Below are 23,454 nucleotides of genomic sequence, written 5' to 3'. Positions count from 1 at the left end.
TACAAAAACAATACTTTAATTGGAAATTGAAGTCTATGACTTCAATTTTGATATGTAAAGACCAAATTATCGCGGAGTGGAGCAGTTGGCAGCTCGTCGGGCTCATAACCCGAAGGTCGTAGGTTCAAGTCCTGCCTCCGCAACCATTATTATGGCTCCTTGGTCAAGCGGTTAAGACACCGCCCTTTCACGGCGGTAACAGGGGTTCGATTCCCCTAGGAGTCACTTTTTAATACAAATAGGCAACAAGGCCTGGTAGTTCAGTTGGTTAGAATGCCAGCCTGTCACGCTGGAGGTCGAGGGTTCGAGCCCCTTCCAGGTCGCCATTTTGCGGGAATAGTTCAGTGGTAGAGCGCGACCTTGCCAAGGTCGAAGTCGCGAGTTCGAATCTCGTTTCCCGCTCCATTTTTCAAAAATCCTTTATAGGATTTTTTTTTATATATTTTTTTACAAAAAATCATATACTTAGACTTATGTAAGGAAAAGTGTGTTAAAATAATTATACATGATAAATTATCGTATGTATTTAAATAAATTAAGCAAGGAGAATTATAGATGTGGTCAATAAGTATAGCTTTAAATAAAATTTCTCAAATAGCCTTGAAAATAAGCATAAATGATGCGATTGATATGCTAATAATAGCCTATATATTTTATAAAATGTTGATGTTTATAAAGGATACCAGGGCAGAACAGCTCTTTAAGGGCGTAATTATGTTATTGGTTGCTACACAATTGAGTGGTATGCTGAAATTACATACACTTTATTGGATACTTGTAAAGATACTGGAGGTAGGATTTATTCTTCCATTTATTATATTCCAACCAGAATTAAGAGCGGGTCTAGAGCATATAGGAAGAAATACTAGCATAATAAAGTTTGGTGGACATGGTGATTCTGATATAGATAAGGACCAAGACCTTGTAATAGCTGAAATGGTAGATGCCCTTTACGATTTGGCTAGCAGGAAAATAGGTGCTCTTGTGGTGCTTGAAGGAAAGACTAAGATTAATGAAATAGTTGATACTGGTACTAAGATAGAGGGTAGGGTGACTAAGCAATTATTATGTAATATATTTATACCTAATACACCTCTACATGATGGTGCGGTTGTAGTTAGAGACAAAAAAATAAAATCAGCTGCGTGCATACTTCCTCTAACTCAGAGAAAAGATATAAGCAAGGAACTAGGTACAAGGCATAGAGCTGCCATAGGTGTGAGTGAGATGTCGGACTGCCTTACTCTTGTAGTGTCAGAAGAGACAGGAAGTGTATCAATTACTAGGTCTGGCAAGATATACAGAGATGTTACAAGAGAAAGACTTACTAATATATTAAAGAATTTCTATAAGACCAAGTCTGAGAACACTAATATATTCAAAGAATTGATGAAAAAGCAAAAATAGGTAGGTGTCTATTATGAATAAAAAACCTTTAAATAATAAGAAGAATATAAAAACAAAGATAATATCTGTTGCAGCTGCAGTAGCCTTATGGATGTATGTAATTGCTGTTGTAGATCCAGAAGATAGGAAGGTTATAGAAGATATTCCAATAACTATAAAAAATACCCAACAGATAGAAAAAGAGGGATATGTTATATATCCCAAAGATCACATGACTACTGATATAACTCTTGAAGGCAAGTTATCCGAAATTCAGAAGATTACCAAGAACAGCGTAAGTATTTATGGAGAAGTGATAAATCCTGTAGAGGGTAAAAATACTGTATCCCTATCAAGTAACATATCAAGTCATGTTTCAAGAGAAATTAAAGAGAGTAGCTTTGTCGTAAATCTAGAAAAAAAAATAACTAAAAAGGTGCCTGTTAAGATAGAGATTCCTTCAAACTACAAGGAAAAAATACACAGTGCCAATGGAGAATACAAGTACGTGAAGGTGTCTGGTCCTAGGAGCTTGGTCGATGAAGTGTCATATGTATCTGCTACTATAAATACAGACAAGCTTGAAAAGATGTCTGATAAAACTCAAGTAGTACAGGAAATATACCTATTAGCCTTCACAAAAAACAAGAAACCAGTAAGCGTGGATATAGAGATTAAGAAGATGGATGTTGAAATCAAGTTTGCAATTGAAAAAGAAGTAGAAGTAGTACCTAATCTAGGAAATTGGGATATTACAAGAGATTCTTTATCAATTAGCCCTGAAAAGGTTACAATAATAGGTGATAATGAAACTTTAAAAAATATAGAAGAAATTTCTACAAATAGACTAAATGAAGAAGATTTTTCTAATGCTAGTAGCAAAAAAGTGAAACTTGTTATACCTGATGATATAAAGATAAAAGGTGATATAGAAGAGGTTCAAATAAGCAAAAAATAAATCTCCTATAAAAAAGTAATACCTAGCAAGGGTTTGCCTTTAATTGATAAATAGACAAAAAATTATGTGAATAGCATATTGTTGTTGTATTTATAAGATGGGCTAATATTATAGAAATTTTTGAAAATTTAGTTAAATTTAAATAATAAATGAAAAATGAGAAGATACATTATAATATAAGGTTGACATATCTTTGTTAATTAAATATTTTTATTGCATCTTCTTAATTTTCGTTATAAAATAATAAATGAAAAGGAATTAGTGAATAGAAAAAAATTATCTATTAATTGATATTAATTTTTGTAAAATCGTTTGCAAAGTTGAAAAACTAAATGAATACTTATAATAAATCAAGAGGATTAATCAAATACTTTAAATTATATGTCTTCTTCCTCAAAAGTGTCTTTTTTAGACAAGATGAGTTGTTAGTTTTTTTAACGGAGCTAATCATTATGACAGGATATAGAAGATTTAATAAAATTAAGTTTATTGCCTTGTTTAGTAAAAAGTTTGATGATTTAGTTTTTTATTGTAAAGTGAGTTACTAGACATTAATTGGTTATAAAATTAGTTTATTTGTTCAGAGTTAGAAGTGGATTTTGTTTCTTATGGTTTATGAAAACGTTATAAATAAATTAATTGTATTAAATGGAAAATTGGAGGTAATGATGAAAGATATTTTTAAGATTCTTACAATTAACCCGGGGTCTACATCTACAAAGATAGCAGTATACGACAATGACCAGGAAGTATTTGAAAAAACACTACGCCACTCATCTGATGAAATTGGTCAGTTTGAAACTATAGCAGACCAGTTTAACTTTAGAAAAGACGTTATAGAAGGTGAGTTGAAGGCAGCTGATATAAAACTTGAAGAACTTGATTGTGTAGTAGGCAGGGGTGGTCTTCTTAAACCGATAAAAGGTGGTACATACAGTGTGTCTGATGATATGATAGAAGACTTAAGAGTTGGAGTATCTGGCCAGCACGCTTCAAACTTGGGTGGAATAATAGCTAGGGAATTTTCTAAGGAACTTGGTATACCAGCTTATATAGTTGACCCAGTTGTTGTTGATGAACTTAGTGATGTAGCTAGAATATCTGGCCTTGCTGATATAGAGAGAAGATCTATATTCCATGCTCTTAACCAGAAGGCTATAGCTAGAAGATATGCTGATGAAGTAGGTAAAAAATACGATGAACTAAACCTTATAGTAGGACATATGGGTGGTGGAATATCTGTAGGTGCCCACGAAAAGGGTAGCGTAATAGATGTTGCAAATGCCCTAGATGGTGAAGGACCATTCTCTCCAGAGAGAAGTGGTGGAATACCAGTAGGTAGTCTAGTACAGATGTGCTACAGTGGTGAATACTCACTAGCAGATATGAAGAAGAAGATAACAGGTAGGGGTGGACTAGTTTCTTACCTTGATACTAGTGATGCTAGAGATGTAGAAGCCATGATAGAAAAGGGAGATAAGAAGGCTGAACTTGTATATGATGCAATGGCTTATCAGATAGCTAAAGAAATAGGTTCATGTTCAGTAGTTCTTGAAGGCAAGGTAGATGCAATACTATTGACTGGTGGTATAGCATATTCAAAGATGTTTACAAAGAAGATAATAGACAAGGTAAGCTTTATAGCTGATGTAAAGGTTTATCCAGGTGAAGATGAGATGGCAGCTCTTGCCTTAGGTGGACTTAGAATTCTTAGAGGGGAAGAAGAAGCTAAGATCTACTAAATCTTACTTTGATAGATAAAGGCTTATATAGAACTAAAATTCTGGAGATTGAGGATTTTTGTATAGGAGTAAGCGGATGAATAATAAGAGAATAAGAATAATAACAGGCCACTATGGGAGTGGTAAGAGCGAGTTTTCAGTAAACTACGCATTGAAGTTAAGAGGAGAAATTGAAGGTAGACTTGCTATATCAGACCTTGATGTTGTAAACGTTTACTTCAGATCTAGGGGAATGAAGGATTTACTTGAAGAAAAGGGGATTCATGTAATCGCATCTTCCGTAGACGCTCCAACACTTGATATACCAGCATTGTCAGCTGAGATACACACACCTTTACTAAACAAGGACTACAACAACATTATAGACCTTGGTGGTGATAAGGTAGGTGCAACTGTCATAGCTAGGTATAGAGATATGATTGATGATGAAGACTATGATATGTTCTTTGTTGTCAACGCAAATAGGGAGAAAACACAGACAGCTGAAGAGGTAATGGGATATATTGATGAGATTGAGGCAGCTTCAAAGTTGAAGGTGACAGGACTAATCAACAATACTCATATGCTCAAGGCGACTACAATAGAGGATCTTGAAAAGGGTCAGGAGGTATGTAGAGAAGTTTCAAAGGCTAGAAATATTCCAATAAAGTTTGTTTCATGCATGGAAAGTCTTGTTGACCAGATTCCTGAGGACTTTGAAGGTGAAATTATTCCACTTAGTCTAATGTTAAGAGACCAGTGGATGATGTAGTGTGTTTTATATAATTAGTATAATATAATTATTTTATTAAGGAGGCAATATAATGGCGGCTAAAGGTAGAGTGTCTTTTGATCAGAAGTACTGTAAGGGTTGTGGACTTTGCATCTCTGTATGTCCAAAGAAGATAATTGCTTTAGACTTATCTAAGGTTAATTCAAAGGGATATAACCCTGCAAATGTAGAAAATATGGATGAATGTATCGGTTGCGCAAGCTGTGCAATGATGTGTCCAGACGCAGTTATTACAGTAGAAAGATTATAATTAATTAGGGGGGATTTTAAATGGCTAAGATACTAATGAAAGGTAACGAAGCATTTGGTAAGGCAGCAATGGTTGCTGGATGTAAGTATTTCTTCGGTTACCCAATAACTCCACAGAGTGAGTTACCAGAATATTTGTCAAGAGAATTACCAGCAAATGGAGGAGTTTTTGTTCAGGCAGAATCTGAAGTTGCTGCAATAAATATGGTTTATGGTGCAGGTGGAACTGGAGCTAGAGTTCTTACTTCATCATCTTCACCAGGTGTAGCATTAAAGCAGGAAGGTATAACTTACTGTGCAGGTGCTGAAGTACCATGTGTTATCCTAAACGTAGTGAGAGGTGGCCCAGGGCTAGGTTCTATACAGCCATCACAGTCAGACTACTTTATGACTACTAGAGGTGGTGGAGACGGAGACTACAGAACTCCAGTATACGCTCCAGCTAGTGTTCAGGAAGCATGTGATATGATCCAGGATGCATTTGACGTAGCAGAAATCTACAGAACTCCAGTACTAGTTCTTCTAGATGGTATGATAGGTCAAATGATGGAACCAGTTGATTTTGACAAGCCAAGAAAGCACAGAGAGCTTCCTGAAAAGACTTGGGCTACAACTGGTACAAAGGGAGAAAGAAAGCCAAATATAATCAACTCACTATACCTTTCTCCAGAAATACTTGAAGAGCACAACTACCACTTACAGAGAAAGTATAACAAGATTGAAGCTAATGAATGTCAGGTAGAAATGGATAGAACTGAAGATGCAGAACTAGTATTCGTTGCTTACGGAACTATGGCAAGAGTTGTTAAGAACTGTGTAAACGAACTAAGAGAACAGGGTTACAAGGTTGGTCTAATAAGACCTAAGACAGTATGGCCTTACCCATACCATGCATTCGATGAAATACCAGCTTGCAAACACTTATTTGCAGTAGAAATGTCATTAGGACAGATGGTAGAAGATGTTAAGCTTGGTTCAAATGGTAGACATGAAGTACACTTCTATGGTAGGCCAGGTGGTATGGTTCCAGAACCAAAGGAAATAATGAATAGAGCGATAGATATATTAGGAGGTGCTAAGTAATGGCTGTTATTTTTGAAAAAACTAAAGGTTTAACTGATGCGCAGACACATTACTGTCCAGGATGTACTCATGGTATAATCCACAGAACAGTTGGTGAAGTACTTGAGGAAATGGACGTTTTAGGTAATGCTGTAGGTGTAGCACCAGTTGGTTGTTCAGTTCTTGCATACAATTACTTCAACTGTGATATGAGTGAAGCTGCTCATGGTAGAGCACCAGCAGTTGCTACAGGTATAAAGAGAGTATTAGGACCAGATCATATGGTATTTACATATCAGGGAGACGGAGACCTTGCTTCTATAGGTACTGCTGAAATAGTACATGCTGCCAATAGAGGAGAAAATATAACAGTTATATTCGTAAACAATACTACTTATGGTATGACAGGTGGACAGATGGCTCCTACAACTCTAATAGGAGAAAAGGCTACAACTTGCCAGGGTGGTAGAGATCCTAAGCTTCATGGTTATCCAATCAGAATAGCTGAAATGCTTTCTACACTAGTAGGTGCTACTTTCGTCGAAAGAGTAAGAGTAGATACTCCAGCAGAAGTTAGAAAGGCTAAAAAGGTTATAAGAAAAGCGTTTGAAGTTCAGAAGGCAGGTCTTGGTTTCTCACTAGTAGAAGTATTATCTACTTGCCCAACTAACTGGGGTAAGACTCCAGTAGATGCACTTCAGTGGTTAAGAGACAACATGATTCCTTACTATCCAGTGCAGAACTTCAGAGATATAGATATAGAAGCTGCACTAGCAGAAAGAGCTGAAGCAGAAAAGGAGGACAAATAAATGAGTACATCTAGAGTTATTTGTGCAGGATTCGGTGGACAGGGTGTAATGTCTATGGGTCAGCTAATGACATACGCAGGAATGCTTGAAAATAAAGAAGTTTCTTGGTTACCATCTTATGGTCCTGAAATGCGTGGTGGTACAGCTAACTGTGCTGTTACTATATCTGATGAACCAGTTGGTTCACCAATCATTACAGATGATGCAACTGCAGCTGTAATAATGAACTCACCATCGCTTACTAAGTTTGAAGGAGATGTTGTTCCAGGAGGAACAATTCTTATAAATAGTTCTCTAGTACATGAAAAATGTGAAAGAGACGATATAGAAGCTTACTATATAAACGCTAACGAATTATCAAATGAACTAGGTGGATCAAAGTTTGCCAACATGGTAATGCTTGGAGCTTTCCTAGCTGTTGATAGCAGTGTTGATATAGAATCAGTTCTTGAAGCATTCAAGAAGGTTTTCGGAAAGAGAAAAGAAAAATTCATACCAGTAAATAGACAGGCCCTTCAGGCAGGTTATGACGCTGTTATGGATCAGAAGAAAAACTAATTCCAATATACAATATATTACCTTTGATGGGTCGCCACAATTGCCAGTGGCGGCCCGTTTTTTTGAAAATATATTATAATAAATTATGACAAAAAGGCTAAATTATGATAATTAGTTCAGTTTTTGTGATAGAATAATAGTGAAACTTTAAATATAAATATGAGGAGAGATATATAGATGAGAAAATATTTTGGTACAGATGGTGTTAGGGGTATAGCCAACACGGAATTGTCACCTTCTATGGCTTTTAAGCTTGGAAGGGCTGGAGGCTATGTGCTAGCTGAAAATAAGGAAAAAGTAAAGGTAGTAGTTGGTAGAGATACTAGAATATCTGGAGATATGTTGGAAGCAGCCTTGATATCTGGTCTGATGTCAGTTGGTTGTGACGTAATTACAGTTGGAATAATACCTACACCAGGTGTGGCATACCTTACTCGTAAGTATGAGGCAGATTGTGGAGTTGTTATATCTGCGTCTCATAATCCAGTTGAGTACAACGGAATAAAATTCTTCAACAAAAGCGGATTTAAGTTGGATGACTCAATTGAGCTTGAAATCGAAAAATACATAGACAATATGGACTTGATAGATGTAAATCCTACAGGAGACATGGTCGGTAGAAAAATATTTGACCATGAGGCAATTCGCCACTATGCGGACTATCTAAAGTCTAAGATAGATGTCAGTCTTGAAGGTGTAAAGTGCGTACTTGATTGTGCAAATGGTGCAGCATATAGGGTCGCTCCTATGGTCTTTGAAGAGTTAGGTGCAGAGGTCATAGCTATAAATGCCCAGCCAGATGGAACTAATATAAATGACAAGTGTGGCTCTACCCATCCAGAAGGTCTACAAAAGAAAGTAATTGAAGTTGGTGCTGATATAGGTCTTGCTTATGATGGTGATGCAGATAGACTAATAGCAGTAGACGAAAAGGGCAACTTGGTCGATGGAGACAAGATTATGGTTTTAGGTGCTATAGATATGAAGAAAAAGGGTAAATTAGTTAAGGATACCCTAGTTGTAACTGTAATGAGCAATATAGGCCTTACAATAGCAGCCAAGGAACATGGCATAAATCTTGCAACAACAGCTGTAGGAGATAGGTATGTCCTAGAAGAAATGCAAAAATCAGGCTATGTTCTTGGTGGAGAGCAGTCAGGCCACCTGGTATTCCTAGACTACAATACAACTGGTGATGGTACAATGTCATCCCTTGTCCTAACACAGATAATGGTTGAAGAAAAGAAGGCTATGTCAGAACTTGCATCTGTTATGGACCAGTATCCACAGGTACTAGAAAATGTCAAAGTAAAAAATGAGTTTAAGAATTCATATATGGATTTTAAGGAAATTGCTGACGAAATAGTAAGAATTGAAAAGGAAATGGACGGCAAGGGTAGGGTCTTAATCAGACCATCAGGAACAGAACCACTAGTGAGGGTAATGTTGGAAGGAAAAGACCAAGACCATATCCACGAGCTAGCACTTGGGCTTGCAGCTATTATCAAAGAAAAGATAGGCTGTTAAAAGAAAATAGATACTTATTCTTGTTAATAAGTCCAAGATTTGATATAATTATATAAGAATGCGCAAAGAAGGGGGTACTATACTCCTTTCTAGCGGGTTTGTAATCATTTACAAGCCTTTCATCTATCTGGTGGGTTTTTAAATGGCGATAAACATAGTGCTAATTGTTAGCAGAGATTATTATATTATTTTAGATTTAGGAGAGTAAATATGCCGAGGATTAGAGTTAGAAAGAGTGACCCATTAAAGGGTAATGTAAAGATAGATGGGGCTAAAAATGCGGTATTGCCAATTATAGCAGCGACATTACTAGCCAATGATATATGCGTACTTAAGAGTGTACCTAACCTTAGGGACGTTCATGTAATTTCAGACTTACTAAGACACTTAGGTGCAAAGGTTGATTATAGGGATGGAGTTTTAACAGTTGACTCTACAAATATAATAACATACGAGGCACCATATGATTTGGTTAAGAAGATGAGAGCATCTTTTTTGGTGATGGGTCCACTTCTTGCTAGATTTAACCATACAAAGATATCTATGCCAGGTGGTTGTGCTATAGGTACAAGACCTATAGACCTACACTTAAAGGGCTTTAAAGCTCTTGGGGCTAACATAAATATGGATCATGGTTTTGTTGAAGCCAAGACTGAGGTTTTGAAGGGTAATAAACTATACCTAGATTTCCCATCAGTTGGAGCTACACAGAATATAATGATGACAGCAGTACTTGCTGATGGTGTGACTATAATAGAGAATGCGGCAGAGGAACCAGAAATAGTAGACCTTGCCAACTTCCTTAATGAAATGGGTGCATCTGTAAGAGGAGCAGGTACTAATACAATAAAGATAAAGGGTGTAAAGTCACTTCATGGTGCTGAACATACAATAATACCTGATAGAATAGAGGCTTCTACTTATATGGTGGCAGCTGCTATGACTAAGGGTGATGTAACTATAGAAAATGTAATAATAGACCACCTTAAACCAGTAATAGCCAAGCTTACAGAAGCTGGTGCTCAGGTTATAGAAGGTGAAAATACAATCAGAGTTGTTGGACCGGAATCTATAAAACCAATAGATATCAAGACTCTACCACATCCTGGATTCCCAACGGATGTACAGGCCCAGTTTATGGCTATGCTTACAGTAGCCCAGGGAACTGGTGTGGTTATAGAGACTGTATTTGAAAACAGGTTTATGCATGTAAATGAATTTAATAGAATGGGTGCCAACATTAAGATTGATGGTAGAAGTGCTGTAGTAAACGGAGTCAAATCTCTAGTTGGAGCTGATGTGACAGCAACTGACTTGAGAGCTGGAGCAGCCCTTATCCTTTGTGGTCTAATAGCAGATGGTATTACTAATATTGGAGAAATATACCACATACAGAGGGGTTATGTAGATATTGACAAGAAGTTTAGACAGCTTGGCGGTAATGTAGAAATAGTAGAAGACTAGAAATAGTCCTATTTTAATAGATGTGGAGGTTTTATTATGGCTGGAATGGATATAGGAATAGATTTAGGCACAGCTAACGTATTGATAGTAGTGGACGATAAGGGTATTGTTCTAAGTGAGCCATCAGTGGTAGCAGTCGATAATAGAATAGATGAAGTGATAGCAGTAGGTAATGAAGCCTATAAGATGATAGGTAGAACACCAAAAGATATAGAAACTATAAAGCCTATGATGAATGGTGTGGTATCAGATTATGACAATGCTGAAAGAATGCTAAAGGGTTTTATTTCTATGCTAGGAGAAAAAAAAGGTATGGGAAAGATTGTCATGCCTAGGATCATGGTATCTATACCTTCAGATATTACAGATGTAGAAAGAAAAGCAGTAGAGGATGCTACCAAGCAGGCAGGTGCAAGAGAAGTCCTTCTAATAGAAGAGCCGGTTGCCGCTGCTATCGGTGCAGGAATAGATATAACAAAGCCAGGTGGTCACCTTGTAGTAGATATAGGTGGTGGAACATCTGATGTTGCTGTAATTTCTTTAGGTGGAACAGTAATTTCCAAGTCAATCAAGACTGGCGGAAATAGGTTCGATGAAGATATCATCAGATATATAAAGAGAAACTATAATGTTATTATAGGAGAGAGAACAGCTGAGAAAATCAAGAAAGACATAGGTTGTGCTTATAGAAGGCAGGAAGAGAGATTTATCAAGATAACAGGTAGAGATCTTACTAATGGTCTTCCAAAGGCAATTACTGTGAGCTCAATAGAAATAATGGATGCTATGAGTGGCAGCGTAAACCAGATAACTAACTTAGTTACAAAGGTATTGCAGGATACTCCACCAGAGCTGGCTTCTGATATAGCAGAGAATGGAATAATGCTGACAGGTGGCGGATCTTTACTTTATGGAATGGATAGAAAAATATCAGAACTAACAGGTCTTAGAGTTAGACTAGCAAAAGACCCAATCAGTTGTGTGGCATTAGGTACAGGTATAGCCCTTGGATCAGTAGAGCTACTAGAGATAGCAGGAACTGTATAATGAATTTATTTATGCCTCTTACATTTGTATAGATTGTGGGAGGCATTTTTTATAGGAGTTGGATAAATGAGAGTATTAATAGCGAGAAACTCGGACGCACCTACTAATGCCAATATACGTAGGGTCTTGGAAGCCCTGACATCAGCAGGTCATAGCGTGGTAGTCCTGTCTCGTAACAGGGCATGTGATGAGTCTTTAAAAGGCTACATCAAAAAGACAATCAAGATAAATAATTTAGAAATAGACAACTATGAGTTACAATTATCAGGCAAGACAGAGAGGGGTATGAAAAATTTCACTACCCTAAAATCTTATATGGATAGCCTTAAGTCGTGGATGAAAGGCAATGTAGACAAGTTTGATGCTATCCACGCCTTTGACCTAGATACAGGTCTTGTGGCCAAAAAAATAGCAAAATCATACAATAAGCATCTAGTTTACCATATAGCAGATTTTTATGTGGACTCAAGGGCAAAGATACCAGGACCCCTAAAATTTATTATAAGGTCTATGGAGTATTCTATAATAAACTATGCAGACAATACTATAATATGTACTGAGGAGAGAAAAGATCAGATAGCTGGGGCAAGACCAAGAAAGCTAACAGTTGTTCACAACACTCCTAGTATAGACTTTGATGTTAGTAGCTATATAGATCAGTCGATGGATCCTGACCACAAGCTGACACTAGCCTACATAGGAGTCCTGTCTAAGAGAAGATTCATAGATCAGGCTGTGGATTGTATGATGGATATGAAGGATAGCCAGATGATACTTGCCGGTGGTGGAGACCTTGTTGATTTTGTTAAAGAAAGAGCTGACAAGACAGATAATATCAAGTATATGGGTAAGGTGGATTACGAGGATACATTTGATATATACAGCAAGTCAGACCTTATGTTTGCAGTATATAATCCTCAAATAATGAACCATAAATATTCAGCTGCCAATAAGATCTATGAGGCTATGTTACTCAAAAAGCCGATAGTTGTTGCCAGGGGTACTTCTATGGACAAAATAGTTGAGAGGTACGATATCGGTTTTGTGATAGACTATGATAAAAATGAATTTAGGGACCTACTTTATAAATTAGAAAAAGATAGGTCTATAATAGATAAAAAGGTTGAGAATATGCAGGGAGTCTACGAAAATTACTCTTGGGAGACTATGAAAAAAAGGCTCATTGATGTGTATTCAGATTTGGAAAGGGACTAATATGATAAATGTAGTGGGCTTGGGTTATATAGGCCTACCAACATCTTTGATGTTGGCATCTAAGGGCCTTGAAGTTGTAGGAACAGATTTAAATCAGAATATAGTAAATAACCTAAAAAGCCAGAATGTAACATTCAAGGAAGACGGACTAGAAGACCTACTAAAAAAGGCTATAGAAAATAAGATAAGATTTACAACAGAATATGTTGATGCTGATGTATATATCATTGCAGTACCAACACCATACGATGGGTCAAGCAAGAAGATAGACCCTGCCTACTTGATCTGTGCTACTAAAAGTGTAGTAGAAGTAGCTAGTGATGGGGCTATACTGGTTGTAGAGTCAACTATTTCGCCTGGTACTATAGATAGAATAGTAAGACCTATAGTTGAAGAATCAAATAAGTCAATAGACTTAGTCCATGCACCAGAGAGGATACTACCTGGTAGTATGATTAAGGAATTGGTGAATAATTCTAGGACTATAGGAGCGGATAAGCCAGAAGTTGCTGAGAAGGTAAAGAGTATATACGGTTCTTTTTGCAAGGGAGATATTGTACTTACAGATATAAAGACAGCAGAGATGTCCAAGGTAGTAGAAAATACATACAGGGACATAAATATAGCCTTTGCCAATGAACTTGCCAAGATATGTAGACAGGACCATATGGATGTCTATGAGATAATAAAGATAGCCAACAAGCATCCTAGGGTCAATATACTTACTCCGGGACCTGGTGTTGGAGGACATTGTATATCCGTTGATCCTTGGTTTTTGGTTGGAGACTACCCAGAACTTGCTAGGTTGATTGGCACTGCGAGAAAGGTCAATGATTCAATGCCGACCTTTGTACTTGATAGGTTAAGGGACATAATGAAAGATAATTCTATAGAAGATATGTCTAGGGTAGGCATCTATGGAATAACTTATAAGCCAAATGTAGATGATACAAGGGAATCACCTAGCCTTCAGTTTTTAAACCTGCTAGATGATGATGAAAGATCTTTGATAAAAATATACGATCCTATGGTAGAACCTTCAAGATATGAGGGCATGGTAGAGGGATTTGATGAATTTTTAGGTGGAATTGACCTTGTACTAGTAATGGTTGACCATAAGCAATTGTCAGTCAATGAAGATAAATTAGAGGGTAAGATTATTTTTGATACAAAGAATATTATAAGAAAGTATCCAACTTACAAGCTATAAGGGGGTGAGTGTATGAAGAAAGTTATGCTGGTATTTGGTACTAGGCCAGAAGCCATAAAAATGGCACCAATTGTTAAAGAACTTAAAAGTAGAAAGGGAATAAAAACTATTGTCTGCGTTACAGCCCAGCACAGGCAGATGCTAGACCAGGTGCTGGATGTATTTGATATAGTACCAGATTACGACCTAGACATAATGAAGAAATCTCAAACCCTAGCCTATATTACATCATCTGTTTTGTCAAAAATAAATGAAATTATAGAGCTTGAAAAACCGGACTGCATGATGGTCCATGGTGATACGACTACAACATTTACAGCTGCCCTAGCAGCCTTTTATAACCAGGTCAAGATAGCCCATGTTGAAGCTGGACTTAGGACCTACAACAAGTACTCACCATATCCAGAAGAGATAAATAGGCAGATGGTGGGACTAGTGGCTGACTTTAATTTTTGTCCAACAAATATGACTAGGGACAACCTCCTAAGAGAGGGCAAGGATGAAAAATCTATATTTGTCACCGGTAACACAGCTATAGACACCCTAAAGTATACACTTAGTGAGACCTACAAGGATCCTTATATTGATTGGCTGGGCCATGATAGGTTGATTTTACTTACAGCCCACAGGAGAGAAAATCTTGGACAACCTATGGAGAGGATATTTGCCGCTATAAAGGACTTGCTTGCAAGCTATGATGATATAAAGGTAATATATCCAGTCCACAAAAACCCAAGAATTATAGACCTAGCCAACAGGGAGTTTGAGGGCTGTGACAGGGTAAGGCTAATAGAGCCCCTAGATGTCGTTAGCTTCCACAACCTTATCAACAGGTCCTATATGGTGATGACAGACAGTGGTGGTATCCAGGAAGAAGCCCCATCTATGGACAAGCCGGTCCTTGTCCTGAGGGATGAAACGGAAAGGAAAGAAGGTCTTGAAGCTGGAACCCTGCTACTAGTCGGAACAGACAGGGAAAAGATAGTGAAATGGGCTAAGAAGCTCTTGGATGACAAAGACCTATACAATAAAATGGCCCAAGCTCAAAATCCTTATGGAGATGGAAGGGCCAGTCAAAGAATAGTAGACATAATAGAAAGAGGTACATTTTAGATGAATATTTTTTACCTAGTTAATATGAATGAAAATAATATAAAGGGTTTGTTTACTGCTAATCACGAAAAGCTTCTTGCCCTAGAAAACTTAATAGGTAAAGAAGACGTACTAAATGTTTACTCCGTCCAATTTTATGATGTCGGTATATCCAAATTTTTGAAAAAGATAAAAAAGAAAAAAATATTTGTAAATAATGGCCCTTCTTTTGAAATTGATGGAAGAGTATATAAAAAAGATTATCTAAAAGTAGACCTGTTTGCAAGAAAAATAGAAAAGCAAGATGACGATTACAAAAAATATGAGCCATTTATTGAAGCTCATAGAAAAGAAATAGAAGCGTGCGACATAGTGGTTGCCCAGTGGGGCTATCCTCATGGTAGGCTTGCCTATCATATAGGTAAAAAGTTTGATAAGCCTTACTTTGTCCAGTACTATGGCAGTGATATACATACAAATCCATTCAGGGACTCAAATGTAAAAAAGAAGGTTTTAGATGTCCTAAATAATGCAGCCAATAACTTCTTTGTAAGTGACGTCCTAAGAAAGACTGCCAATAAGCTAGGCTGGAAGAAGGACAACTATAGTCTGACTAAGAACGGTGTCAATTTTGATAAGTTCTTTGATATTGGGGAGACTAGAAAAAACCAGTTAAGAAGAGAACTTGGAATAGAGCCTACAGATACAGTGATAGGATATGTAGGCAGCCTTACAGAGGTTAAGCGTTCTGATAAGTTGGCTGAGATATTCTCAGGTGTAGACTCAGTCAAAAAATGCAAATACCTACTTGTGGGCGATGGAGACATGAGAGACCTTGTCGAGTCCCAAGTCAAGGAGGCTGGACTAGATGTCATATTCACTGGCAACGTATCAATAGAAGAGGTAAATGAACACCTCAACCTTATGGATATAATGGTATTGCCATCTAGAAGAGAGGGCTTTGGAAGCGTAATAGTAGAGGCCAACTCCCTAGGGGTCCTTGCTATAGGATCTGGCTCTGGAGGCATACCTGAAGCAATAGGAAACCCTGACTATATAGTCCAAGAGGGTGAAAATTTTGAAAAGAGATATGCTGAAAAAATCCTAGACTCTATCAATAGGGGCTGGGATAAGGAAGCTTTAAAGGAGAGGACAAGATTGGAATATGGTTGGGACCATATAGCCAGTATTGACCTAGAGATAATGAGAAATTATATGAAAATAAAAAGGAATCAGTAAAGAGGAGAATTTAATAATGAAGAGTAATAAGGTTGTAAAAAATGTCGTCCTCTTGATGAGTCTGACCCTATTGTCAAAATTTGTGGGATTTTTCAGAGAGCAGGTAATGAGCTATTACTACGGAGCATCCATGTATAGTGATATATATTTCTCTGCCTATGACATACCCAAGATACTATTTTCTCTTTTGGCAGCATCCCTAGCTACAACTTATATACCTATGTATAACAGGGTGGTTGAGGAAAAAGGAGAAGAGAGAGCCAACGTATTTACCAACAATGTTTTGAACTTGACCTTGCTAGTTGGATTTTTAATATCTGTAGTGGCCTTTATATTCATGGAGCCTATTGTAAAAGTATTTGCATATGGGTTCAAGGGCGAAACATTTAATGAAACAGTCAAGTTTACAAGGATTATGCTAGCAGGTTATATATTCTCAGGCATGAGCTCTGTAGTCAGTTCATTCCTCCAGAACAAGGATGATTTTCTTATATCGGGAATAACTGGCATACCCTATAATGTAATAGCAATCCTATCTATAGTTATAAGTATATACACAAACAATATATATATACTACCGATTGGGGCAAGTTTGGCCCTGTTTTCCCAGTATATAATCCAGTTACCGAAATCCTTTAAGCTAGGTTATAAGCCTATGCCAGTAATGGATTTTAAAGACAAGTATGTGCTGGATATGTTATTTTTGGTAGCCCCTGTATTGGTATCTACATCAGTGTCACAGATTAATAGGGCAGTTGACAAGACCCTGGCATCTACACTAGTTGTAGGATCCATGTCATCACTTAACTATTCCAACAAGCTGATGGGATTTTTTATAGGTATATTTATAACAGCTATAAGTATAGTAATATTTCCGCAGTTGTCTAAGATGTCATTTGACAAGGACAAGACAGGATTTAATAACCTTATAAAGAGATCTGTAAATATAGTCTATATAATGATTATACCTATTACATTTTTGTGTATAGTCTTGGCAAAACCTATAATAATGGCCCTATTTATGAGGGGGGCCTTTGATATGAGGGCAGCCAATCTTACTACAAACGCCTTTATATTCTACTTAGTTGGCATGATAGGCCTAGCAATGAGGACCGTTGTGATGAAGGTTTTCTACTCTATAGGAGATACAAAGACACCTATGGTAAACTCTACTATATCAGTCCTGCTCAATATAGGCCTTAGTATAGCCTTGGTAAAGCCTATGCAAAATGGAGGACTTGCCCTAGCGACTAGTCTATCATATATAATATCTATGATAATGCTTATGAATTCACTGAAAAAATCTATTGGAGACTACGGTGAAAAAGAAGTCATGTCATGTATTGCAAAGGTCTTTGTAGGGTCTATAATCATGGCTCTTATAGCCAAGTTAGTATATGACTTTATAGTAGGTATGGCAGGAAGTGGAGGCCTTGTAAACTTTGTAGGTCTGATCATAGCAGCTGCAATATCTACATTGGTATACCTTTTGGTTGTTAAGTTGCTAAAGGTAGATGAAATTGACTACCTATTCAAGGAGTCTAAAAATGGAATTAAAAAGCTTAAGAATAAGCTGGCTAAAAATTAAGGTGAATTGAAAAGGTAAATTCCACACGAGGGTGGAAGTTACTTTTACAAGTGACAAGTTAAAAATTAAATACAAAAATATGTTGACATCACACTAAACAAGTGTTAATATATTTTAGTAACTAGAATAACTGATATGCTAATGTGAGTTGGCATATCACCTTATCAAGAGTGGCAGAGGGACAGGCCCTATGAAGCCCAGCAACCGGAGAATTTACGGTGCTAAATCCTACAAGATTTTTATCTTGAAAGATGAGGTTTGCTATAATTATTGAAATTAAAGCCTCTTCATTTTTCATGGAGAGGTTTATTTTTTTCTTATATAGGAATAAGGCACCAGAGTAATTGTATTTTAGAAAGGAAAAGTTAATGGCAAGACATTTATTTACATCAGAATCAGTAACAGAAGGACATCCTGACAAACTTTGTGACCAGGTGTCAGATGCGATACTTGATGCCCTTATTGAAAAGGATCCAACATCAAGAGTAGCTTGTGAGACAACAGCTACAACAGGATTAATATTAGTAGCAGGAGAAATATCTACAAATGCATATGTGGATATTCCAAAGATAGTAAGAGAGACAGTAGAAGGAATAGGATACGTTAGAGGAAAATTCGGATTCGACGCTGAAAACTGTGCAGTAATAACAGCTATAGACGAACAGTCAAATGATATAGCTATGGGTGTTGACGAAGGACTGGAATCAAAAGAAGGTGAAAAGGTAGAAGATGAGATAGAAAAGGTTGGAGCAGGAGACCAGGGAATCATGTTTGGTTTCGCTTGTAATGAAACACCAGAATTGATGCCACTTCCAATATCTTTAGCCCACAAGCTATCTAGAAAGTTAACAGAAGTAAGAAAGTCAGGAGAGCTTGCCTACCTAAGACCAGATGGTAAGACTCAGGTAACAGTAGAATACGAAGATGACAAGCCAGTGAGAGTGCATACAGTACTTATATCTTCACAGCATGATCCAGAAACTACTAACGACCAGATAAGAACTGACCTAATAGAAAAGGTAATAAAGACTACAATACCAGCAGAATTATTAGATGATGAAACACTATACTACATCAACCCAACAGGAAGATTTGTTGTAGGAGGACCACACGGAGATACAGGTCTTACAGGCAGAAAGATTATCATAGATACATATGGTGGATACTCAAGACACGGCGGTGGAGCATTCTCAGGAAAAGACCCTACAAAGGTTGACAGGTCAGCTTGTTATGCAGCAAGATACGTTGCCAAGAACATAGTAGCAGCAGGCCTTGCAGACAAGTGTGAAATAGAATTAGCCTATGCCATAGGTGTTGCTAGACCACTATCTATATTTGTAGATACTTTTGGAACTGGAAGACTAGACAATGAAAAGCTAGTTGAGATAGTTAAAGAAAACTTCGACCTAAGACCAGGAGCAATAATAAAGAACCTAGATCTTAGAAGACCAATCTATAAGCAGACAGCAGCATATGGACACTTTGGAAGAACAGATATCGACATCCCATGGGAAAAGACAGACAAGGTTGATATCCTGAAAAAATATTTATAAGATAGACTAAATTGAATGCATAATAGGCAGTTGTAGATTTGTAATCTATTCATAGAATTTGAAATATCATAAGCTTAACTCACTGAAAGCTCTATGCGCGAAGCGCCGGTCCGCTTTCCGTCGTTCGTTTTCGCTTTGATATTTGTAAATTCTATTTTATGATTATAGAATCTACAAACTGCCTATTTTTTGCTATAGAGTTAATCTTTAAAAATTTTTTGGAATCAACCTGTCTTGTGGAAAGAGTCGGAATAAGGAAAGAGACAGTAGAAAACTACTGCCTCCAAATAAATTATGCTTCTAATTTCTCGCCTTTGTCTCTTTTCTTTATATTCTTATATCCTAGTATCCATAATGGTAATATTATAAATGCCCAGTTGAATATTCCTAGGTACTTGTAGGCAACCTGTACAACCCACATAAGTCCTAGCTTAGATACTGCGTAGCACACTAGCAAGCATACGAAACTTATAATAGCCTTTCTTAGAACAGGCTTTGAATCCATATTCTTTAGCACATATGGGTCAAGTCTCTGTACCATACCGAATATAAATCCTACTGCTGTTGTTATAAGAGCTAGGAATAGTAGTATTGGGTAAAGTACTGCAAGCACTGGTATGTTTAGCTGGTTTACTATAAACACTGTTGGAAGCTTTCTAGTAGCTTCGTCTAGGTAGATGTGTGGCATCTGTGAGAATATTAATAGGCATATACCAACTAGCATAAGTATGTTGATTACCGCACCCATTATCATGGCACCCTTAGCTTCTTGCTTGAAGCTACCACCCTTGAATGATGCTGCTATACCACCTATGGCACTGATCTGGAATCCAGCATAAGTAAGTCCCCATAGTAGTGAGTTACCTATATTTCCTGGTACTGTGTCAGCGCTTCCTGAGATAGACCACTTAGCTGAGTTTGGATTTACATATCCTTCCCTAAATAATCTTGCTATATCTGGAGCAAATTTTATAAGTCCTGCAACCAACACTATAGAGATGATTACTAGAATAGCACTTGTCATTATCATGGCATTTTTTCTTACTAGGTTCTCTCCAAATATACAAAGTATAGTTACTATTATAAACATTGCTATTGATCCAACGGCTACTGGTAGTCCTAGGTACTGGTTACCAAGCAGACCTCCTGTAGCTATAGTAGCGGCTGTAGCAGCTATAGTAGTTATTATAATAGAGAAGTCCATAGCAGGTGTCAAAAGCTTTGATGCTGAACCGAATGCTTCTTTAGACCACAAGTCATAACCCCACTTGTCTGTTTGCCTTGCAGTTTCTAGTCCTATATAATAAGTGAAAGCAATAATTGCAAAAGTGATTATAGGCATGAAAACTCCAAACCATCCATGGTTGGCAAAGTATTGTAACTCCTGTGTACCAGAAGCAAATCCTGCCCCGCAGTGGGTAGAAAACCAAACTGTGGCAACACCGATACTGATTGACGTAAAATATTTGTTCTTACTCATTTCAGAATACCTCCTTTTAAGTTTGTCTATATTATATCACTTATAAGAGAATAATTAAACAACAATAATGTCACAAATTTCAAGGGTCATCCTGATTTATCCTTAACTTTACTTATAAAACTTATATTAATTATGTATAATTGAATAAACTTTACCAAAAACATTGTTAAAAAAGGTGAATATACTGAAAAAATTTGATAATTAATATGTGGCCCTTTTTTCACAAAAATAGGCTATAATATTAATAGTGAGTTAAAAGATTGGAGGTGAGATCATGGCAAAATTAGAAGGTACTGTTAGTGATATAGTTTTTGCAGGTGATAATGGTTATGTTATAGCTAGGATGAAAATTGAAGAATCTATTGAGACTATAGTAGGTTATTTGCCAGGTCTTTCTACCGGAGAGAATATTGAAGCTGAAGGTGAGTGGACTGTTCACGAGACTTACGGAAGACAGTTAAGAGTCAATTCATATCAGCTTGTAATACCAACTACTGTAAGTGGTATCCTGTCGTTTTTGTCATCAGGTGTCATCACAGGGGTAGGTCAGAAAATGGCCAAACGTATAGTGGACAAGTTTGGTGTTAGGAGTCTTGAGGTAATACAAAATAGCCCAGAGGATCTTCTTAAGATAGAGGGCATAGGCCCCAAGAAGTTAAAACCCTTAGTAGAATCTTACAGGGAAAATATGGGTGTTAAAAATGTAATTATACAGTTATCCCCATTCGGCATAACTCCAAAAATGAGTATGAAGATATACAAAAAATATGGTGAAACTTCCATAGATGTAGTTAGAGAAAATCCCTACCAACTAATAGATGATATTGTTGGTATAGGCTTTAGTATAGCCGATGGGATAGCTAGTGGTAATGGTCTAGCCAAGGATTCCAGCTACAGGATAGAGCAGGGTATAATCCATATTCTAAAAAATTCTATAAATAATGGCCATACATTTTTGCCAGAGACAATACTCTTGAAGGAGGCTCAAAGGTTACTTGATATAGAACTTGAGAAAATAGAAGTCTCAGAGTATGACTTGATCATAAGTAGGAAGATAGTAGTTGAAAAGTATGGCGATGAAAATATGGTGTACCTAGCAAGGTACCACAAGGCAGAACAGGATGTTAGTACCAAGATTTTGGAACTGGTTGCCAATCCTAGAAAGGACCTAAAAATAGACCTAGACGAGGAACTTGAAGACTTTCAGGAAGACAATGGCATATTCTTGGCAAGTGCCCAGACCCAGGCTGTAAGGGCTGCTTTTGAAAATGGTGTCATGGTCCTAACTGGTGGACCGGGTACCGGTAAGACTACTACAATCAACACTATTATAAATATGTTCAAGAAAAATAAAAACAGGGTTGTATTAGCAGCGCCTACTGGTAGAGCAGCCAAGAGGATGACTGAGACCACAGGAGAAGAATCCAAGACTATACATAGGTTACTTGAAATGGCCTTTGATGCGGATGATAGGGTCATATTTGTCAAGAATGATGAAGAACCTATAGATGCCGATGTAATAATAGTGGATGAAGCATCCATGATAGATATATTCTTGATGGACAACCTACTCAAGGCAATGTCAGCCAAAACAAGACTTATTCTAGTAGGGGATGTGGACCAGTTGCCATCTGTAGGAGCGGGTAACGTATTATCTGATATAATAAATTCGGGTGTAGTTACAACAATCAAGCTTACGGAGATATTTAGACAGGCCCAGGAGAGTGACATCATAGTCAATGCCCACAGGATCAACTCAGGTCAAGATATAATTGCCAATAGGAAGGGTGGAGACTTTTATTTTATAAACGCAGATACAGATGAAGAAATATGTGACCAGATAAGGTCCTTACTCGGTGGAAGACTGGAGAAGTTCTACAAGGCAGATTCAATCAAGGATATGCAGGTTCTTTCTCCTATGAGAAAGGGGACAGCTGGTGTAAACAACCTAAATACGATCCTTCAGTCAAGTCTAAATCCATACAGGTCTGACAGGCTTGAGGTTGAACTTATGAAGAGGACTTTTAGGGTTGGAGACAAGGTAATGCAGGTCAAGAACAACTACCAAAAGAAGTGGGAGGACGAGGCCACTACTGACTCCGGTGAAGGCATATACAATGGAGATATTGGTTACATCTACCATATAGACAAGCAGGCCAAGCAGATTTATATAATATTTGACGAGTACAAGATATACAAGTATAAGTATGACGAGCTAGACGAGATAGAGCATTGTTTTTGTACGACTGTCCACAAGAGTCAGGGGAGTGAGTTTCCAGTGGTTATAATACCGATGACATGGGGACCATCTATGCTACTTTCTAGAAATCTTATATATACTGCTGTTACAAGGGCAAAAAAACTTGTAGTAATTGTAGGTATGAAAAAATACCTAGACCATATGATAAAAAACAATAAAAACAATGAAAGATTTTCTAATCTTGACTATAAAATCATGAAGCTTTGGAATAATTATTATGAAGATTTGATGGAGTAGTTTTGA

General features: G+C 37.2%; 19 protein-coding genes, 4 tRNA genes and 1 riboswitch. Of the genes, 22 read left to right on the top strand and 1 reads right to left on the bottom strand.

Annotation, left to right across the window (positions count from 1 at the left end; all coding sequences use genetic code 11):
- Positions 1-70 precede the first annotated feature (70 nt).
- From HMPREF0631_RS07210 to metK, 21 genes are all read left to right on the top strand, one after another.
- Positions 71-146: transfer RNA gene (locus HMPREF0631_RS07210), tRNA-Met, on the top strand.
- 7 nt (positions 147-153) lie between these two features.
- Positions 154-225 (top strand) — tRNA-Glu (locus HMPREF0631_RS07205).
- Between the two features lie 24 nt (positions 226-249).
- A tRNA-Asp gene (locus HMPREF0631_RS07200) sits at positions 250-326 on the top strand.
- Between the two features lie 4 nt (positions 327-330).
- Positions 331-405 (top strand) — tRNA-Gly (locus HMPREF0631_RS07195).
- 150 nt (positions 406-555) lie between these two features.
- Positions 556-1,407: a diadenylate cyclase CdaA gene (gene cdaA / locus HMPREF0631_RS07190; RefSeq protein WP_002844130.1), complete on the top strand. Its 852-nt coding sequence runs from the start codon at positions 556-558 to the stop codon at positions 1,405-1,407.
- A 13-nt stretch (positions 1,408-1,420) separates the two neighbouring features.
- Positions 1,421-2,344, top strand: coding sequence for a CdaR family protein (locus HMPREF0631_RS07185; RefSeq protein WP_002844132.1), 924 nt, complete (start codon positions 1,421-1,423; stop codon positions 2,342-2,344).
- Positions 2,345-3,012: 668 nt separating this feature from the next.
- Positions 3,013-4,086 carry a butyrate kinase gene (gene buk, locus HMPREF0631_RS07180; RefSeq protein WP_002844128.1) on the top strand — a complete coding sequence of 358 codons (1,074 nt, stop codon included), beginning with the start codon at positions 3,013-3,015 and terminating at the stop codon, positions 4,084-4,086.
- Between the two features lie 76 nt (positions 4,087-4,162).
- Complete coding sequence (locus tag HMPREF0631_RS07175; RefSeq protein ID WP_002844157.1) at positions 4,163-4,837, top strand: hypothetical protein; 675 nt, start codon at positions 4,163-4,165, stop codon at positions 4,835-4,837.
- Between the two features lie 52 nt (positions 4,838-4,889).
- Complete coding sequence (locus HMPREF0631_RS07170; RefSeq protein ID WP_002844120.1) at positions 4,890-5,108, top strand: 4Fe-4S dicluster domain-containing protein; 219 nt, start codon at positions 4,890-4,892, stop codon at positions 5,106-5,108.
- A 20-nt stretch (positions 5,109-5,128) separates the two neighbouring features.
- Entirely contained in the window at positions 5,129-6,190 is a 1,062-nt protein-coding gene (locus tag HMPREF0631_RS07165; RefSeq protein WP_002844118.1) for a 3-methyl-2-oxobutanoate dehydrogenase subunit VorB, read from the top strand.
- The gene (locus HMPREF0631_RS07160) at positions 6,190-6,978 is read left to right on the top strand and encodes a thiamine pyrophosphate-dependent enzyme (protein ID WP_002844166.1); all 789 of its coding nucleotides are present in this window, start codon (positions 6,190-6,192) and stop codon (positions 6,976-6,978) included. The genes HMPREF0631_RS07165 and HMPREF0631_RS07160 overlap by 1 nt, the downstream gene beginning before the upstream one ends.
- Positions 6,979-7,536 carry a 2-oxoacid:acceptor oxidoreductase family protein gene (locus tag HMPREF0631_RS07155; RefSeq protein WP_002844167.1) on the top strand — a complete coding sequence of 186 codons (558 nt, stop codon included), beginning with the start codon at positions 6,979-6,981 and terminating at the stop codon, positions 7,534-7,536.
- A 177-nt stretch (positions 7,537-7,713) separates the two neighbouring features.
- Positions 7,714-9,063, top strand: coding sequence for a phosphoglucosamine mutase (gene glmM / locus HMPREF0631_RS07150; protein ID WP_002844162.1), 1,350 nt, complete (start codon positions 7,714-7,716; stop codon positions 9,061-9,063).
- 210 nt (positions 9,064-9,273) lie between these two features.
- A complete protein-coding gene (gene murA / locus HMPREF0631_RS07145; protein ID WP_002844145.1) occupies positions 9,274-10,527 on the top strand; it encodes a UDP-N-acetylglucosamine 1-carboxyvinyltransferase in 1,254 nt (417 codons plus the stop codon).
- A gap of 36 nt (positions 10,528-10,563) precedes the next feature.
- Complete coding sequence (mreB, locus tag HMPREF0631_RS07140; protein WP_002844136.1) at positions 10,564-11,574, top strand: rod shape-determining protein; 1,011 nt, start codon at positions 10,564-10,566, stop codon at positions 11,572-11,574.
- Between the two features lie 66 nt (positions 11,575-11,640).
- Positions 11,641-12,789 carry a glycosyltransferase gene (locus tag HMPREF0631_RS07135; RefSeq protein WP_002844126.1) on the top strand — a complete coding sequence of 383 codons (1,149 nt, stop codon included), beginning with the start codon at positions 11,641-11,643 and terminating at the stop codon, positions 12,787-12,789.
- A gap of 1 nt (position 12,790) precedes the next feature.
- Complete coding sequence (locus HMPREF0631_RS07130) at positions 12,791-13,999, top strand: nucleotide sugar dehydrogenase (RefSeq protein ID WP_002844143.1); 1,209 nt, start codon at positions 12,791-12,793, stop codon at positions 13,997-13,999.
- Between the two features lie 12 nt (positions 14,000-14,011).
- Positions 14,012-15,112 carry a non-hydrolyzing UDP-N-acetylglucosamine 2-epimerase gene (wecB, locus tag HMPREF0631_RS07125; RefSeq protein ID WP_002844123.1) on the top strand — a complete coding sequence of 367 codons (1,101 nt, stop codon included), beginning with the start codon at positions 14,012-14,014 and terminating at the stop codon, positions 15,110-15,112.
- Positions 15,113-16,330 carry a glycosyltransferase gene (locus HMPREF0631_RS07120; protein ID WP_002844122.1) on the top strand — a complete coding sequence of 406 codons (1,218 nt, stop codon included), beginning with the start codon at positions 15,113-15,115 and terminating at the stop codon, positions 16,328-16,330.
- 16 nt (positions 16,331-16,346) lie between these two features.
- Positions 16,347-17,918 (top strand): murein biosynthesis integral membrane protein MurJ, encoded by a 1,572-nt coding sequence (gene murJ, locus HMPREF0631_RS07115; RefSeq protein WP_002844127.1) that lies wholly within the window; start codon positions 16,347-16,349, stop codon positions 17,916-17,918.
- A gap of 158 nt (positions 17,919-18,076) precedes the next feature.
- A riboswitch (SAM riboswitch) is annotated at positions 18,077-18,176 on the top strand.
- Positions 18,177-18,286: 110 nt separating this feature from the next.
- Entirely contained in the window at positions 18,287-19,471 is a 1,185-nt protein-coding gene (metK, locus tag HMPREF0631_RS07110; RefSeq protein WP_002844151.1) for a methionine adenosyltransferase, read from the top strand.
- Between the two features lie 292 nt (positions 19,472-19,763).
- On the opposite strand, the gene HMPREF0631_RS07105 is transcribed toward metK, so the two are convergent.
- A complete protein-coding gene (locus HMPREF0631_RS07105) occupies positions 19,764-20,951 on the bottom strand; it encodes a YkvI family membrane protein (protein ID WP_002844138.1) in 1,188 nt (395 codons plus the stop codon).
- Positions 20,952-21,225: 274 nt separating this feature from the next.
- On the opposite strand from HMPREF0631_RS07105, the gene recD2 reads away from it, so the two are divergent.
- Positions 21,226-23,448, top strand: coding sequence for an SF1B family DNA helicase RecD2 (gene recD2, locus HMPREF0631_RS07100; protein WP_002844164.1), 2,223 nt, complete (start codon positions 21,226-21,228; stop codon positions 23,446-23,448).
- Positions 23,449-23,454: the final 6 nt, after the last annotated feature.

This window comes from Peptostreptococcus anaerobius 653-L, from assembly GCF_000178095.1.
In the GTDB taxonomy this organism is placed as follows: domain Bacteria; phylum Bacillota; class Clostridia; order Peptostreptococcales; family Peptostreptococcaceae; genus Peptostreptococcus; species Peptostreptococcus anaerobius.
This window is presented reverse-complemented; position numbering and strand designations above follow the sequence as displayed.

Bases quoted from the DNA above. Each gene is read 5' to 3' on its own strand.
- cdaA (WP_002844130.1), top strand. From the start codon at position 556: ATGTGGTCAATAAGTATAGCTTTAAATAAAATTTCTCAAATAGCCTTG.
- HMPREF0631_RS07185 (WP_002844132.1), top strand. From the start codon at position 1,421: ATGAATAAAAAACCTTTAAATAATAAGAAGAATATAAAAACAAAGATA.
- buk (WP_002844128.1), top strand. From the start codon at position 3,013: ATGAAAGATATTTTTAAGATTCTTACAATTAACCCGGGGTCTACATCT.
- HMPREF0631_RS07175 (WP_002844157.1), top strand. From the start codon at position 4,163: ATGAATAATAAGAGAATAAGAATAATAACAGGCCACTATGGGAGTGGT.
- HMPREF0631_RS07170 (WP_002844120.1), top strand. From the start codon at position 4,890: ATGGCGGCTAAAGGTAGAGTGTCTTTTGATCAGAAGTACTGTAAGGGT.
- HMPREF0631_RS07165 (WP_002844118.1), top strand. From the start codon at position 5,129: ATGGCTAAGATACTAATGAAAGGTAACGAAGCATTTGGTAAGGCAGCA.
- HMPREF0631_RS07160 (WP_002844166.1), top strand. From the start codon at position 6,190: ATGGCTGTTATTTTTGAAAAAACTAAAGGTTTAACTGATGCGCAGACA.
- HMPREF0631_RS07155 (WP_002844167.1), top strand. From the start codon at position 6,979: ATGAGTACATCTAGAGTTATTTGTGCAGGATTCGGTGGACAGGGTGTA.
- glmM (WP_002844162.1), top strand. From the start codon at position 7,714: ATGAGAAAATATTTTGGTACAGATGGTGTTAGGGGTATAGCCAACACG.
- murA (WP_002844145.1), top strand. From the start codon at position 9,274: ATGCCGAGGATTAGAGTTAGAAAGAGTGACCCATTAAAGGGTAATGTA.
- mreB (WP_002844136.1), top strand. From the start codon at position 10,564: ATGGCTGGAATGGATATAGGAATAGATTTAGGCACAGCTAACGTATTG.
- HMPREF0631_RS07135 (WP_002844126.1), top strand. From the start codon at position 11,641: ATGAGAGTATTAATAGCGAGAAACTCGGACGCACCTACTAATGCCAAT.
- HMPREF0631_RS07130 (WP_002844143.1), top strand. From the start codon at position 12,791: ATGATAAATGTAGTGGGCTTGGGTTATATAGGCCTACCAACATCTTTG.
- wecB (WP_002844123.1), top strand. From the start codon at position 14,012: ATGAAGAAAGTTATGCTGGTATTTGGTACTAGGCCAGAAGCCATAAAA.
- HMPREF0631_RS07120 (WP_002844122.1), top strand. From the start codon at position 15,113: ATGAATATTTTTTACCTAGTTAATATGAATGAAAATAATATAAAGGGT.
- murJ (WP_002844127.1), top strand. From the start codon at position 16,347: ATGAAGAGTAATAAGGTTGTAAAAAATGTCGTCCTCTTGATGAGTCTG.
- metK (WP_002844151.1), top strand. From the start codon at position 18,287: ATGGCAAGACATTTATTTACATCAGAATCAGTAACAGAAGGACATCCT.
- HMPREF0631_RS07105 (WP_002844138.1), bottom strand. From the start codon at position 20,951: ATGAGTAAGAACAAATATTTTACGTCAATCAGTATCGGTGTTGCCACA.
- recD2 (WP_002844164.1), top strand. From the start codon at position 21,226: ATGGCAAAATTAGAAGGTACTGTTAGTGATATAGTTTTTGCAGGTGAT.